Consider the following 15,780-nt stretch of genomic DNA (forward strand, 5'->3'; position numbering starts at 1 on the left):
GTATTGCTTTTTTACTTTAATAAATATGACATGGGGGTATATCTAATACCATTCATAGTAAGCTCTTTGTCTGTATCAAAAAAACCAAGATGATGATAAATTGATATTGCATATGGAGATGAATTTAATGTAATCTGGCTAATATTATTCTGGCTTTTACAGTTCTCTTCAACTATCTGAAATAAACTTCTTGCTATACCTCGTCTATGATACTCTTTATTTACAAAGAGCATGCATATATGATTAATTCCTCTTGTTGAAAGTACACCTACTAAATCATCATTATCTATACATCCCCAAAAGTATAATTCTCCTTTATCAAACTTTTCAATGTTAGAATTATAAGATATAAATTTTCTGAATTCTTCAATGCCTTGTTTTGAGTAATCGGGTGCTTCGAATTCTTGAAAAACTGTCCACACTAAATTAAGAGCATTTTTGATATCATTTTTCTGCAACTTTATAATTTCCACACAAATCCACCTACCTAATAAAATATAGTATTACGTATTTGATTACCATTGCGACATTTACATCTTTTCATATAACTTACCTCTAAGAATCTCTAATTGCTTTTTCAACTTCTTATTCTCTTCTTCAAGTTCTTTAATCTTTTTATCCTTAGCCATTATGATAATGTCTTTAGATTTAGCTGTTTTATCATATTTAGCTCTTTGGTTCATACTTCTACTGGTTTGCTTATCTCTAAGTTCCTCAATCCTTTTCTTAGTCTCTTCATTGTTATAAAGAAAAGTCTTAGAAACACCGCCTAATTGAGAAACACTATTAAAATTAATTTTTTGTTCAGTCAAAGACAGTTCCCTAATGGCTTTATCAACCTTTTCCAAAGTAATCTTACTCTTATTTTTTGCATATTCTTTTAATCCTTTAGTATGGTCTTCCATTATGAATCCTCCCTCGATTTGCCGTTCTTATGAACCAACTTTTGTTCTCGAACGTTTCCTAATGTTTTCTCCAATATATTTAAATACTGCTTATTCTTTTCTGACCATAATTCTCTGCCAAATTTATCACTAACTTCAATCTGTGTTTTAACTTTTAGTATTTCTTCCTCGTATTCGGGGACATTTTCGGTAGTAGTACAGAAACTTGCACAAGTTAAACAATGGTTCATTTGTTGCTTACAAGGTATCTTTGATGCTTTAAAACATACTCCAAAAGGAACTCTTACAGCATCTAAATTCTTTTTAACATATTCATATCTAATAAGATTTTCTCCTGCCTCAGTTGCTACATCTACTTCTATAAGTTCATTAGTTTCAGTATTAACTTTAAATAATTCTAAATCCTCGATATTCTTCCATTTCTCATAAAGCATATTTTCACTAACTGTAGCATAATGAACTGTCATTTGAAGGCTTCTATGCCCTAATATTTGCTGTATAATACTAATTCCCATACCTTGCTCTACATATTCTTTAGCCCTTGTATGTCTTAGTGAATGGAGGTTTAAGTGATATAATTCACCATTAACACCTCTAATATCTTTTTGTTTAATTAATCTTTGAATAGTAAGTAATAAAGATGGTTTGCTTAACGGTCTTCCTTTTAACTTACCTTCATAGGTATCAAATAAATATTTCTTCGGATTATTTTCTTCGGTGCTTTGCTTCTTAGCTTTATCAATACATTTTTCAACCATTTCGGCTACTTTATCTCTTATAGGTATCTTAAGTTGTGCTATGCCTGTTTTAGTTATTTCACCACAAAGATAATAATTATAGGATTGTTCTTTACTATTCCATATTTGTTCTAAGCAATTATGATATCTAAGGTTTAATATATCAGTACCACGCCATCCTGTTTCTCTAAGAAGAATATATATAGGAATATACTGTGGTCTATCTAAATCCATGATGTTATTATCAAATTGCTTTAATATTGGCTCAGGAATAAATTTTGCTTTCTTAACTTCATCTTTATTTAATTCTCTTTTAGGAATATCATCTTGAAACATCAAAAATGATATTCCTTTTTTAGGAGCTTTATCATATTGAGCCATTTGAATATATTCTAAAAATAATCTAATCCAGCTTATATATTTAGATGTTTCTGTCTTAGCTTTATCTTTTCTGTCATTACCAACATAATATATATATTTTTCTATATCATTTCTGCTTATATTCTCTAAAAATCCATCTCCGTAATTGTTTTGATAATAATAATTAAAAAAATAATTTATTCTTAGTAAATATTCATAACAAGTACTCCAAGATTTTTTTGTTACTATAGTTCTAAAATAGCGTTTTACTATATCTTTGTAATAAATAGGTAATGTATTAAAATTTAAAGACGCACTTCCACATTTACCCCCACTTGCAGAGATTTTAGCACCTGGAATATTCTTTGAATACCATATATCTTTTTCAGTTTCTTCTCTATCATCAGAAAAATCTTTAATAAAATCTAAAACATAAGGTATATTATTCATTTCCATAGAATTAATTTTTCCTTTGTCTGACATTCTAAATCCCACAGTTACAAGATAATTTTTAAATTTAAGCTGAAATTTATTATTATCTATATCATTAAAACTTATATATTTTAAAAAATTATTATTTAGGAAGTTACTAAAATGCTTGAATGTTGAAGCTAAACTTATAATATAAGAATTTTTAAGCAAATTTTCCTTGAAGCTAAAAACAATATAGAATTTTAATTCAGTTTTTAAAAATTCATTAGAAATATTAGAAAAATTCACATTTCTAATATTTCTTGTAACTTTACCCATGAAAAAATCTTTAGTTAAATCCCATTTATCATTTTCTAACCAGTATCCTTTATCTTGTTGTAAATACTCAATTATTTCATCATACTTGCTTTGTTGATTACTACTTGTCTTTTGTAAATTCTTCACTTTATTCATCCCCTCCGTTGTATATATCTAAGTCTAGATTCGGTTGAGTTTTATTAAACTCTTCCGTTATTTCTTTATCAGAAGGGTGAATATAAGTATTCATAGTAGTATAGATATTTTTATGTCCTGCTCTTATTCTAAGTAATTCTGGTTGCCATCCTGACATTCTTAAAACTGTCAAAGAACTATGCCTGAACATATGTGGCGTAACATATATACCTGTTTTCTTTTTCAATGTTCTAAATAAATTATCAACATCAACATAATCCATAGCTTTGTATTTGTTTTCACCACTTATTTTTATGAATATATGGTTAGTCTCAACTTCCTCGGTATGATATTCAGCTATATACTCCATAAACATATCAGCTAAATTCTGCGATATATCAATCCTTCTCGGACTTGATACTGTTTTAATTTCAGCGTTATTTTCAAGTTCACCTCTATCTTGGAGGTCTATAATCATGTCGCTTATATCAAAATCTTCAATCCATAAAGATAAGGCTTCGCCTATTCTCATTCCTGTTTCATATAGTAATATTAATAGAAACTTATCTCTAAGGTTATTACAAGCTCTAACGAGCGTTCCTATTTCATTTTTAGTAAGTATTTTAGGGTTAGATTTTGGAACTTTAAGCCTTAATATATTGCTTGTAACTTTCTTCTGTTCATGAGCTATTCCATATAAGAAACCTTTAAAGTTTCTACTTGGCGTAGATACAAACTTTTTAAGTCTATCTGAAATGTTATTGCTATATTCCTCATGTCTTAAAATATAGTCATAAAACGATAAAACTGCATTTACTATAATATTTACCGTTCTTGGACTTCTTGCCTCATCAACTTGATGCGTTGGAATTACCTTTAAACTCTTATAAGGATTCTGTAACCAGTTCACGAATAAAGCTAAATCATCTATAGTTACCTTTTGAAAATCTAAATCTCTTTGCTGTAAGTATTCAAAGTATAACTTTAAATGCTGACAATACATTCTTAAAGTATTCCTTGCAAAGTTAGTATTATCCTTAAACCTAATAAACTTTAATATTGGTTCTATAGGCAATCCATTATCATCTGCAACAAAATATCTTTCCTTACCCTCTTCTGTTTTCACTTTTACTACTTCCATATTTCTATATGCACTCCTATAATTCGATTATATTCTACGTATAGTTTACTATAAATACTATAATAGTTCAAACTATATATTTAGTACTTATCGTCTTATATCTATATAAGAATGTATCATGGAATACTATAAATACGGTCTAATTACCTACACTATATTCCTTTAATATACTTTATATAATTTTTTCTCTATATTCATAAAAACATCCTAAGAACTTTATGTTCAATGAATGTTTACATCTGTTAATAACATAAATTAATTATACTTTATTAACTTTAGCATATCAAATTTTTATATGCATTTCCAAGTGTACTCACTTACGTGTACTCACTTACTTACTTAAGTGTACTCACTTACTTACTTAAGTGTACATAAATAGATTTAAACTAAGTATCTATCTTTCTATGATATAATTGCATATATGATTATATTATAGAAAGTTCAATTAAGTCATCAAAAAATAACAAATCAAATATTCAAACTTTTTTGAATATGGCTATTAGTTATTATCTATTTAAGATAGATCCTAGGAGGGACATATGAGTAACACCTACGCAAAGGTCATAATAAAAGGCTCACCTATTTCAAAATCTAATTTTAAACTTTTCAACATGAATGGCAGAGCTATTTTACCTTATAATTCCGGGAAGTACCATGATAGATACGCTCTGTATGAGGAAGAGATTGCTTATCAATGCAGAATCCAAAACTGTAATATTTTTTTAACAGAATCCCTTATTGCTGTTCTAAAAGTATATTATAAAAGTATAAAAAGGCATCCTGATACAAACAACATAACTAAAAGCATTTTCGATGGTATAGAGAAAAGTGGTCTTATAGTAAATGATGCCCAAGTTACAAGACTTATTATTGAGGAGTTTTATGATAAAGAAAATCCTAGATTTGAATTAGAACTTTTTGCTGAAAGTACATATGCTATGAATTACGCAATAGTTGAAAAAAAAGAAAAACAGCAACCTATAAATTACGATCCACCCTCAAATAAAAAAAACACCATAGGTGCTAAAGTAAATAAGCCAAAATCTGTGGCTCTTAACAGCTCTACGTCAAAACTAATATGTGAAATATGTAGAAAGCCGGTGTCAAAGGATGAATGCATTTCAGCCAATAAGGGTAAAACTACTATATGCAAAAACTGCTTCAAAAAATCATTTTAGTAAAAGCTCAAACCATTCTAACTTGTAAAATGGTTTGAGCTTTTACTATTTACACATACATATTACAAAAAAATCTGGCTATGCTATTAATATACCTACTACAAAAATATGAAGGGAGATATAACTCATGAACAGAAATAAAAAGACTAAAAACAAAAAAGTTAATGACGCAATAGCTAATATGGAAAACAGCACAAGTTTTCAATCTATAAATGATATTAGTAGCAGTAAGAGTAAAGATAAAAATAATATTCCCGAAGTGTCAAATTAATAACTTAATCATCTCAAAATAAACATTTAAAGAATGAATAAAAAGTTGCATTAATGCAACTTTTTATTCATTCTTTAAATATTTTAAATTTAGCTTATTAAAATACTGAAAATACTGAAAAAGCTATAGCCGTACATATTTTATGTTACAATAATACTCATATTCTATCTTATACGAATTTTTACAACATTTAGAATTTAATATTATATTTATACTGTTGTATAAACCATCGTTTAAATAAAAACCAATTACAAAATAGGGGGATTAATATGACCGCAAATGTTAACATCGATTGGAATAAATTAGGTTTTACTTATAGCAAGACAGACTTACGTTATATTTCAATATGGAATAATGGCAAATGGGATGACGGAAAACTAGTTGAAGATAACAAACTTTGTATAAGTGAAGCTTCAACCGCTCTTCATTATGGCCAACAATGTTTTGAAGGATTAAAAGCTTATCGTACAAAAAAAGGCAATATCCAATTGTTTAGACCTTACGAAAACGCCAAGCGTTTGATGAACAGTTGTTCACGCGTTCTCATGCCTGAGATCCCCGTTGAAAAATTTGTTGATGCATGTATCCAAGTTGTTAAAGCAAACGAAAAATTTGTTCCACCATATGGAACCGGAGCAACACTTTATCTTAGACCTTATATGATAGGTATTGGGGATAACCTTGGCGTAAGTACAGCTCCTGAATTTTTATTTGGAATATTCTGTTGCCCTGTAGGCGCTTACTTCAAAGGAGGACTAGCCCCAGTAAACTTTATGACATCTGATGACTATGATAGAGCCGCCCCTTATGGAACAGGCAATGTAAAAGTTGGAGGAAACTATGCTGCAAGCCTTCTTGCCTATGAAAAAGCTAAAGAAAAAGGATTTGCTGACTGTGTCTACCTTGATCCAGCAACTCATACCACCATCGAAGAAGTTGGTTCTGCAAACTTCTTTGGAATTACAAATGATAATATATTTGTAACCCCAAAATCACCATCAATACTTCCTAGCATAACTAAGCGCTCATTACTTTATCTTGCAAAAGAATATTTAAAAATGGAAGTACAAGAAAGAGATGTCGCAATAAGTACTCTTAGTGAATTTAAAGAAGCAGGTGCTTGTGGAACTGCTGCTGTAATAACGCCTATTGGTGGTATAGAATATAACGGTAAACTTCATGTTTTCCACAGCGAGACAGAAGTGGGCCCAGTTACTACAAAGCTTTATGATACTCTTTACGGAATCCAATTTGGAGAAATAAAATCTCCTGAAGGCTGGATTGTGGAAGTAAAATAATCATTTTATAACAAAAAACAACTTCAAAAGGGCCTGTAAGTAATTTTGTGTAAACAGAATAAAAAGTACTCTTTCTTGCCAATAATTGAGATAAGCTAATTATCAAAAATTGTAGGAGGAGTATTTTTATGTCAAATATTTCGAAAGATATTTTAAAGAGGTCATATTTATTCATAATCCTATAGATACGTTTTAAACTATATAAAATGTTATTACAAACCCTTTTGTATCTTATTATTTATTATTATTGTTTAACAAATACCTACCGAGATATACTGCGCTTGCAGCCGCCTGTGATAAAGAATAGGTTGTTCCTGAACAATCTCCTAAAACATAAAGTCCCTCTTGTTTGGTCTCAAAATATTCATTAGTACTAATTTCAGGTTCATAAAATTTTGCATCAATTCCATATAATAAAGTGTCTTCAGAAATCTCTTTTCCTATTATATCTTCTATTGATTTAATAATTTTTAATAGTGCATCTATATAAATCTTCGGAATTTCATTATATAGATTTCCACCCTCACCTTCAATCGACGGCTGAATACTATTTTTAGTAAGTTGTTCTTTTGTAGTTGCCCTATTATTTATTAAATCCTCAAATCTTTGAAGTACTATTCTTTCTCTATCTTTATTTATAGATTTTATTATACTTGTGGCATATTCGTTCGCCTCAATAAAACAAGAAAAATATTTTGGTACAAGAATAGAAAAATTTAAGTTACAACTCGGACTGTCTGTTTCAAGATAATTTTGACCATCAGCCATTACGATGCCTTTTTGAAACTTTTTGATTACTTTTCCTTTAGGATTCATACAATAAGTTGTAGCTTCAAATCCATCACCTTTGTAATTAATCTTAATTTCAAAAGAATCTTTAAGAATAGAGTCTAACTGATCACCCTTCATTTCAACCCTTACCCCTAAATCCAGCCTTTTTCTATAGGGCTCAATATTAAAAGCTTGACAATATTTCAGAAATTCCGCTCCTCCACTTATACCTGTAGCTAATATAACTATCTTAGACTGGAAAACATTTTCTTTACTATTCAAGTTAAATACATTATTCATTTTATCTATAGAAGTTATATCTAACTCAAACTTAATATCTACCTTATCCTTAAGATGTGAATACATTTTATTTAAAATTCCATAAGACAATGCTGTTCCTAAATGTCTTACTTTTGTAGTTAGTATATTATAATTTTTCTCTTTTACTCTTCTACTAAGTTCTTCATTCTCTGTACTATATAATTTAACTGTGTCTGCACCAAATAGACATAAGATATTATCAATACATTCCATTAATTCTAGTGCAGTTCTGTTTCCTATTTTTTCACCTAAATAACCACCAAAATCATTAGTGTAATTAAATTTTCCCTCAGACCTACCCATACCACCAAAACCTTGAAATTTATTACATGGTTTACAATGGATACATCTTTTGCTTAATCCGTTTTCCATTGGACATACCCTGTCTATAAATTTTCTTCCCTTTTCTATCATCAGTATTTTTAATTTTGATTTTGTCTGTACCAGAGTATATGCGAGGAACATCCCACTAACTCCTGACCCTACTATAGTAATATCATACATATATTTATTCCTTTCATATCTCTTAAAAATATTTTAATATTAGGGGGCTGTACCCGATATTGTCAATTAGGCACCAATTATGCAGTTAAATTTTGGTTTCACGGCATCTAACTTTTCTTTGTTTTTTAGATATATGAGTGTAAACTAAGTAGACTGAGACTATACATATATAGTATGTATCGTTTCATAGAGGCCCCCCAATGCAAATTAAAAATCATGTTAATTTATAAATCCCTTATTTATATTAACATGATTTGATTTATAAAGTAATATTTTCAAAGTATTATAGAAATGAAGCTGATGCAAAGAACTGTTTTATCGAAGGAGATGGTAGTTGTAATAAATATAGGCTAATATGGTAATTCTATTGCCGTTTTGGTTCCAGTAGAATTTGGAAAAGTTTAAAAAATAAAGTTTCATGGAAAACGAGAGAACAAAAAAAGAGTGTACCTCATGAAAGTAATTAATTTCAATGGATACACTCTTTTTCGTTTTAACTATTCCCTAAATTGTAAAATAAGAGGGGTTTTAGGACATATACCAATATTTTCTACAATACTAATGAACTTACAGTCTTAGTTTCTTAGTATAATATTGTTTAACTCTATGAGCTAAATAATAGAACGCAAATCCGATACCACATCCAACTGTATTTAAAATAAGATCATCAATATCAGATACCCTACCAATAAATGGAAGTTGCATTATTTCAATGATTAAGGAAGTAATAAAGCCTATTGTAATCACTTTTGAAAAACTATCTAATTTTGAAAATGTAAGAGGTATTATGATACCGATAGGGATAAACATAGCAGTATTTCCAATTACATTAATCAGTGTATCTCGGATAGAGCCTTCATAATCAAAAAGATTAACTAATGGAATAAAATTTATTCTGAATGGATAAATTTTATTCATTTCCAAAGTAAGTGGCTGTATATGACCATTGACTAAATCAAAAGGAAAGAAAGTAAATCTTAGTATTACAGCTACACAAAAGAATATAAACGCTCTTTTAAGTTCATATTTCCAATTAATTTGCTTATTTTTAGAATTAATTATAATTCTACTTATTATCCAGGTTGCTATAACAATCATAACAATCGTATAGTAATATATTTCTATCATAGTTACTCCTATCTATTATCTAAACAATTCTTGTTATATTTATATATCCTTAAATTAGGAATAACAAAAATTTTATTTATTATTTAAACGCTATTATTTTTCTGATAGTGTATATATTACAACAGAGAAATGCATTTTGCAATAGTTGAAGGATATATTACGGTAGTAATGATTTTTATATACTATAAAAAATCATTAAAAATGGATTAAAATAGAATTATATAGTAATATTCTTAAGTTTCTCTCTATCCAAAGTTGCTCCAGATATTTTTTCTTGATAAATAATATCTACTCCAATTTCATTTAATTGTTTAATTTGTCTTTCTTCATTTTGGTCCTGTGAGCTTACACGAACATATCCTATTTTTCTCAAATGTCCGCCTCCATTCTGATACAAGTCTTATGGGACAGTCCAAATACTTATTTTACCATTACTAATCAATTATACCAATAGGGCGTACCTAATGACACTATTAAAATATGTTTCACTGGGGTTATAAAAAGGACATATGAAATGTTTCAAATAGAAATAGGCTTGTTGCAACACTTATAAAACAATATATAGCCACATGTTGGATATTACTTCCATCATGTGGCCTATTTTTACCCGTATGTTGGCTGTACCCGCCCCCCCGAAAAGGTATATTAGCCTGTTAATATGAGGCAGTACGGCATCCCTGTGTACTTAAAAGTAATATATTACATAATAATATCAAATATTATTATTAAGTAACATTCAAACTGAAAGTAACACAATACTAATTGTGTTACTTTCACATTGAGTCTATTTCCCATTCCTTAAAAATTTCATTTTGAAGAGACTGTAAATAGTTTTAAAGTTGTTTTTATATTTTATTTTATATACATCTTGTTATAGTATTCGTCTAACATTCTCTCTACTGAAAATTCATAGCTTGTAGTTTTAATACTTTCTTTCATCATCTCTATCCACTTTTCTCTATTTTCATAATAGGTAGTCATAACCCTATTTATTAAAGTATCATAAAGAGCTTCTGTATCATGTTTATCTAATTCTACTTCTGATAAATCATCAAGACCCACTGCATCTCCAAACTGCCATCCATTTACACCGTCCTTGCAAGCTTCCGGCCACCACCCATCTAGAATAGAGCAGTTAAGTACACCATTCATCGCAGCCTTCATTCCCGAAGTGCCACTAGCTTCTAAAGGTCTCCTTGGATTATTCAACCAAACATCCGAGCCCCTAGTTAGCATCCTTCCTATATTCATGTCATAATTTTCTAAAAACACTACGCTATTTGGATACTTCTTCATCATCCTTACAAGCTTTGCTACTATTTCTTTTCCTGTATCATCAAGTGGATGAGCTTTTCCTGAGAATACGATTTGAACTTTTCCACTTTGGAGTAATGGAGAAATAATTTCTTCATCAGTAAATATCAAATCGCTTCTCTTATACGGTGCAGCTCTTCTTGCAAATCCGATAAGTAACTTATCCGGATCAAGCGTTATGGCCGTTCTTTCTTTAATAAATGCTATTAATTCCTTTTTAACAGTTATATGGGTACCCCATAGGTCTCCATTATTTTCATATGCCTTAGTGATTCGATTATCTACCCAAGTAGGTTTATGAATTCCATTAGTTATCCCAATAATAGATGGCCTTCCAGCAACTGTTTTCCACATTTTATTTGCAGTTTCCATGTGGAGTTGAGCTACGGCATTAGCCTTTCTTGAAAGCCTAAGTCCTGCTATTGTCATATTAAATGGTTCTCCACCAAATCTAATCATTTGCTGCCTAGTTAATCCATTAAATGCTCCCATGTACTCTAATTTGGAAACATCATGAGATTCATTACCTTCAACTATTGGAGTGTGAGTTGTAAATACTACTTCCTCACGTGTTTTACTCCAAGACTCCTCAAAACTATATCCTGATTGCATTTTTTCTTTAATAAGCTCTGTAGCCGCGAGTGCCGCATGCCCTTCATTGAAATGGTATACATTTATAGGAATTTCCAATGCCCTCAAAGCTTTTACTCCACCAATACCTAGCACCATTTCTTGAGCAATTCTTTCTTCTCCAAACCATCCATACAACTGTCCAGTTATCCAATTGTCACCATTTTCCGGTATATCAGTATCTAAAAGGTATATTGGGTTATTCCCAAATTCCTCTAATTTCCAAACCTTACACACTACATCCAAATTTCTGATTTTAACAGTTACTTTTACCCCTGTATCCTTTAAAAAATCATAATTATAATTATGATATGTATCGTATACTTTTCCATTTTCATCTACAAGTTGCTCAGTATACCCTTGTTTCCACTTGAGACCTATTCCCACTAGTGGTAGATTTAAATCTTTAGCTCCTTTTAAATGGTCACCTGCAAGTATTCCTAGTCCGCCTGCATAAGTTTTAAAGTCTGATTGTAGTCCATACTCCATACAAAAATAAGCAACTCTTGGAAGATTGTTAATATCCATTAATTTTCCCTCCTATACTTTTTTAGCACTAACCAATTAAAAATTAAATTTAATTTTTAATTGGTTGTTTTCTTTTGTATTTGTTGTAATTGTATCTTTTATAATCATTATACATAATTTTTTAGTTTAATGCACGCGTTTGCACAAAAAACATATTTTCCTAAAAATACTTTATTAAGGTTCCTCAGTTTTTTTTGAATTTCTAGTTTTAAAACTATGCTTTAGTACCATATAATACAATAACTGTACTTATTATTTAATTCTAAGATTCCCTTTAATCGTTATCACCACATATTATAAGGAGTTGTGTTAGTATGAATTTAAAATCCGCCTTTAACCCCCTAAATCGTAAAAATAAATTTATTTTTTTAATATTAATAATCGGGGTAATAATGATTAATTCGATTATAATCAAATTTAATAATGATAAATCTATAACTTCTACCCTTATATCGGAAAGATTATCTAAAATTTCAGAACTTTCTACATTAAGGTATAATTATTCAAACATAATATCTCTAAGAGATAATAAAAAATTAAAAGATTACTCTATTCCATTTACTGAAAAATCATTTTTAATAAAATACAATGGCTATATTAAAGCTGGAGTAGATTTAAAAGATTTAGATGTTCTTGTCACTAATGATAGCGTTACTATAACTTTAAAAAAAGCTAAAATCTTAGATCATGTAATAAATAGTAAAGACTTATTCATTTATGATGAAAAATCCTCAATGTTTAACAAGCTTAGTATGCAAGATATGATAAACGAAATCAGTAATGAAAAAGTTAAGGTTGAAGCTGATTTAATAAAAACAGGATTTTTAGATAGCGCTAATGCTAATACTAAATTACTTTTACAAGGCATGCTATCAAATATGGGTTTTAAAAATGTAACAATAATTTTCAAATGAAAAATAAAAAGGATACATCCATATGAGGCGCATATGAGACTCCTAAAATTTAATAGTAATTATTTCTAATTATAAAAAAGCAGAAAACACATTGTTTTTCTGCTTTTTAATGTTTAATTTTACAAAATCATTATATTACCATCCTCCAGAAGATCCTCCCCCACTAGATGAACCGCCTCCAAAGCCTCCGGAGTCATCTCCAGAACCTCCGAAGTCTCCAAAAGATCCTCCATCACTTGATGAACCTCCTCCGAAGCCATCACCGTTCCCTATATTACGAACAAATTGAAAAAGCCATAATGCAAAAAATCCTATTACCAGGCTTTTCTTACCCCTTTCAACAAGATCTGAGCTTTCAAGTACATTTGAGTCTTCAAAGACATTTGAGTCTCCAACATATTGTGGAACATTAACGTCCTTATCTAGTTTTACATTGTATTCTTTAGCTATATTATCTGCTAGAGCTGAATATGCTGCACGAAGACCTTCTCCATATTGATTTTCCTTGAATTTGGGAACTGCAAAATCATTCATAACACTTGAGGAATATATATCCGTAACCGCCCCTTCTAGACCTGTGCCTACCTCCACTCTCCACTTTTTTTCTTCCATTGATAATAGAATTAATAATCCATTATTTTTATATTTTTGTCCAATACCAAAGCTTCTAAAAATGCCAGTAGCATAAGATTCTATAGTTTCTCCCTGCAGTGAATCTATAACTACAACAGTAGCCTGCGCACCTGTTTTAGCTTCTAATTCTTTACCTATGGACAAAATATATTCTGCTGATTTACTATCTATCACTTTACCGTAATCATTAACATATTTCAATTCTGTAGCTTTAGGATATTCGGTCTCTGCATTCACTAGCTTCATCGCTGTTATTTGACTCAGTAAAAATATACTTATCATACCTACAAAGATAATTCTCATCTTAATCTTTTCTTTGTTAAGTATTCTCCATGGAATATCATAAATCTTCCTAATTAATTTCATTAAATAATTCTTCATATTGTAACTCCTATTTATTAAAATCAACTTTTGGTAATTCTTTAGCTGATTCACTAGCCTTATAATATGTCTTTTCATCAAATCTAAAAACCCCTGCAATAATGGAGTTAGGAAACAACTTCTTAGTTTGTAATTTCTATTTATAAGTTTTGAACTTGTGTTGGATTAATCCAATGTTCTCTTAAAATTGCATAATGAACAACGTCATAAAAAGTACCTTTAACCTTTACTTCCTGTAGACCTGTTCCTTCATATTTCATTCCACATTTCTGCATAACACGACCCGAACCTTCATTTCCTACATAATGTGTAGCTTCAATGCGATTCAATTCCAATTTTGAAAATGAAAGGTCTAATATTAAACTTAACACCTCTGACATGTAATTATTGTTCCAATATTTCCTATTCAATACATACCCAAAACTTGCTTTATTATGTTGAATACATAGTCTTAAATCAATGCATCCAATACATTTATGCTCTGATTTTAATTCAATTGCAAAAACTCCAATTTTACCTATATAAATTTTTTTTACTACGTCCTCAGTTTGTGATATATCCTTATACGACGGCCATGTTAAATATTTTGTTACAATATCATCACTGGTATATAAGAATACATCATCTACATCCTCTATAGAAAATGGTCTCAGAATTAATCTGTTTGATTCTAAGATAGAGTTCTCTTTTATAATTTCACTATAATCAATCATGTTCTGCACCTCATTATATACAATTTGTGTTTTTCTACCATTATGTAATAATACAATACCAATCAGACATAGCTTCTAAGAATATTATACCATTATATACTGTTTTTACAAACCTATAAATGTCACAAAAGTAAACCTTTTTTGTTGGCATTATTTGATGTCACAAAACTATGAATTTTATATTTTGCGACAGTATTTAAAGATAATTATCAAATTTTTACATGTGCGATGTTTGAGTATAGTATGATATACTTTTATTGGGTTTCCTTTTGGTATAACATGTGAGCAGGCTTTTGAAAATGGGTTAGTTGAAAATAATGAAATAAGTGATGAGGAGCTTCCATTTTAATAAGAAAGAACACGAACCAGGTGGGTGGAAGATTAGAGGAGGAGAGCTTTGCAGTATAAAGTGATTCATAAATTGAAAGAGCGTAGGTTTATTAATAAAATTTCTAAAAGTGAAGAGGCAGTATTTGACTATTTAGAAAAGCATTTTAATTCTATCCCTCGGTTGTCAGTTATAGAACTAAGTGAGAAAAGTTTTACATCGCAAGCAACCATTAATCGTGCATGCAAAACTTTAGGGTTTAATGGTTATAGTGAACTGAAGTATGCAATTAAAGAAGATCTATCATTTATCGAAACTCACAGTCAAGAGCGTATTAATAAAACAGAATTTTTTCTAGAAAAAATAAATTTCGAAAGTGCAAAAGATATTATTAAATATTTCAAAGGGAGTTATGTGAAATTATTGATTTATGGTCTTGGAGGATCAGAAATTTCAGCTAAATATTTTCAAAGACAGCTATTATACCTCGGAATTCCTACAGTATTTGTTAGCGAAATAAAAATGCTTGATCAATTTAAGGATTATGTAATTGTTATTTTTTCAAGCTCTGGGGAAACTCTTAGGATAAATCAAATAGCAAGGAAAGCTAAGAGTTACAATATGCAGCTGGTATCAATTACTAAAAAAGATAGTAGCCTTGCTCAAATTAGTGATGGTGTTTTTTACCATGAAGTTAATATGGATAAACTAGATGGTATTTCTAGGGAACAACAAATTCATATGATTATTATGGTAAATGAGCTTATTGATCAAATAGCCAAGGTATTATAAAAAAATGAATTGTAGTCTTTTCACATAGTAGAACCACTACTATGTTTTTTTTTGCACAATTTTATGTAT

At 29.6% G+C, this 15,780-nt stretch carries 16 protein-coding genes; 5 read left to right on the forward strand and 11 right to left on the reverse strand.

Going from position 1 to position 15,780, the window contains the following annotated elements:
- Positions 1-11: 11 nt before the first annotated feature.
- From ACWJJ2_RS11535 to ACWJJ2_RS11550, 4 genes are read right to left on the reverse strand one after another with little or no spacing between them, the layout of a single operon-like run.
- Positions 12-473 carry a GNAT family N-acetyltransferase gene (locus ACWJJ2_RS11535; protein WP_462953277.1) on the reverse strand — a complete coding sequence of 154 codons (462 nt, stop codon included), beginning with the start codon at positions 471-473 and terminating at the stop codon, positions 12-14.
- Positions 474-530: 57 nt separating this feature from the next.
- Positions 531-905: a DUF6262 family protein gene (locus ACWJJ2_RS11540; RefSeq protein ID WP_462953278.1), complete on the reverse strand. Its 375-nt coding sequence runs from the start codon at positions 903-905 to the stop codon at positions 531-533.
- Positions 905-2,887, reverse strand: coding sequence for a tyrosine-type recombinase/integrase (locus tag ACWJJ2_RS11545; RefSeq protein WP_462953279.1), 1,983 nt, complete (start codon positions 2,885-2,887; stop codon positions 905-907). The genes ACWJJ2_RS11540 and ACWJJ2_RS11545 overlap by 1 nt, the downstream gene beginning before the upstream one ends.
- Positions 2,880-4,007 (reverse strand): tyrosine-type recombinase/integrase, encoded by a 1,128-nt coding sequence (locus ACWJJ2_RS11550; RefSeq protein ID WP_462953280.1) that lies wholly within the window; start codon positions 4,005-4,007, stop codon positions 2,880-2,882. Before ACWJJ2_RS11550 ends, ACWJJ2_RS11545 begins: the two co-directional genes overlap by 8 nt.
- 539 nt (positions 4,008-4,546) lie before the next feature.
- Between ACWJJ2_RS11550 and ACWJJ2_RS11555 the strand changes: the two genes are divergently transcribed.
- The 3 genes from ACWJJ2_RS11555 (at position 4,547) to ACWJJ2_RS11565 (ending at position 6,754) form a co-directional block, all read left to right on the forward strand.
- Positions 4,547-5,185 (forward strand): RusA family crossover junction endodeoxyribonuclease, encoded by a 639-nt coding sequence (locus tag ACWJJ2_RS11555; RefSeq protein ID WP_462953281.1) that lies wholly within the window; start codon positions 4,547-4,549, stop codon positions 5,183-5,185.
- 127 nt (positions 5,186-5,312) lie between these two features.
- Entirely contained in the window at positions 5,313-5,456 is a 144-nt protein-coding gene (locus ACWJJ2_RS11560) for a hypothetical protein (protein WP_462953282.1), read from the forward strand.
- A 269-nt stretch (positions 5,457-5,725) separates the two neighbouring features.
- The gene (locus ACWJJ2_RS11565; RefSeq protein WP_216302323.1) at positions 5,726-6,754 is read left to right on the forward strand and encodes a branched-chain amino acid aminotransferase; all 1,029 of its coding nucleotides are present in this window, start codon (positions 5,726-5,728) and stop codon (positions 6,752-6,754) included.
- 234 nt (positions 6,755-6,988) lie between these two features.
- Here the strand turns inward: ACWJJ2_RS11565 and ACWJJ2_RS11570 are convergent, their stop codons facing one another.
- The 4 genes from ACWJJ2_RS11570 to glgP all read right to left on the reverse strand — a co-directional run bounded on the left by ACWJJ2_RS11570 (position 6,989) and on the right by glgP (position 11,950).
- The gene (locus ACWJJ2_RS11570) at positions 6,989-8,350 is read right to left on the reverse strand and encodes an NAD(P)/FAD-dependent oxidoreductase (RefSeq protein WP_220287266.1); all 1,362 of its coding nucleotides are present in this window, start codon (positions 8,348-8,350) and stop codon (positions 6,989-6,991) included.
- A 567-nt stretch (positions 8,351-8,917) separates the two neighbouring features.
- A complete protein-coding gene (locus tag ACWJJ2_RS11575) occupies positions 8,918-9,478 on the reverse strand; it encodes a VanZ family protein (protein WP_462952628.1) in 561 nt (186 codons plus the stop codon).
- Between the two features lie 217 nt (positions 9,479-9,695).
- The gene (locus ACWJJ2_RS11580; protein ID WP_220320379.1) at positions 9,696-9,851 is read right to left on the reverse strand and encodes a recombinase family protein; all 156 of its coding nucleotides are present in this window, start codon (positions 9,849-9,851) and stop codon (positions 9,696-9,698) included.
- Positions 9,852-10,330: 479 nt separating this feature from the next.
- The gene (gene glgP, locus ACWJJ2_RS11585) at positions 10,331-11,950 is read right to left on the reverse strand and encodes an alpha-glucan family phosphorylase (protein WP_220287261.1); all 1,620 of its coding nucleotides are present in this window, start codon (positions 11,948-11,950) and stop codon (positions 10,331-10,333) included.
- Positions 11,951-12,264: 314 nt separating this feature from the next.
- Between glgP and ACWJJ2_RS11590 the strand changes: the two genes are divergently transcribed.
- Entirely contained in the window at positions 12,265-12,864 is a 600-nt protein-coding gene (locus tag ACWJJ2_RS11590) for a DUF4230 domain-containing protein (RefSeq protein WP_462953283.1), read from the forward strand.
- Positions 12,865-12,999: 135 nt separating this feature from the next.
- Here ACWJJ2_RS11590 and ACWJJ2_RS11595 read toward each other — a convergent pair whose 3' ends face one another.
- From ACWJJ2_RS11595 to ACWJJ2_RS11605, 3 genes are read right to left on the reverse strand one after another with little or no spacing between them, the layout of a single operon-like run.
- The gene (locus ACWJJ2_RS11595; RefSeq protein WP_216302329.1) at positions 13,000-13,878 is read right to left on the reverse strand and encodes a TPM domain-containing protein; all 879 of its coding nucleotides are present in this window, start codon (positions 13,876-13,878) and stop codon (positions 13,000-13,002) included.
- 10 nt (positions 13,879-13,888) lie between these two features.
- Positions 13,889-13,996: a LemA family protein gene (locus ACWJJ2_RS11600; RefSeq protein WP_216302330.1), complete on the reverse strand. Its 108-nt coding sequence runs from the start codon at positions 13,994-13,996 to the stop codon at positions 13,889-13,891.
- Between the two features lie 22 nt (positions 13,997-14,018).
- A complete protein-coding gene (locus ACWJJ2_RS11605; RefSeq protein WP_216302331.1) occupies positions 14,019-14,591 on the reverse strand; it encodes a GNAT family N-acetyltransferase in 573 nt (190 codons plus the stop codon).
- Between the two features lie 397 nt (positions 14,592-14,988).
- On the opposite strand from ACWJJ2_RS11605, the gene ACWJJ2_RS11610 reads away from it, so the two are divergent.
- Complete coding sequence (locus ACWJJ2_RS11610) at positions 14,989-15,711, forward strand: MurR/RpiR family transcriptional regulator (protein ID WP_165413641.1); 723 nt, start codon at positions 14,989-14,991, stop codon at positions 15,709-15,711.
- Positions 15,712-15,780 lie beyond the last annotated feature (69 nt).

The sequence above is a fragment of the Clostridium sp. CM039 genome, from assembly GCF_055081075.1.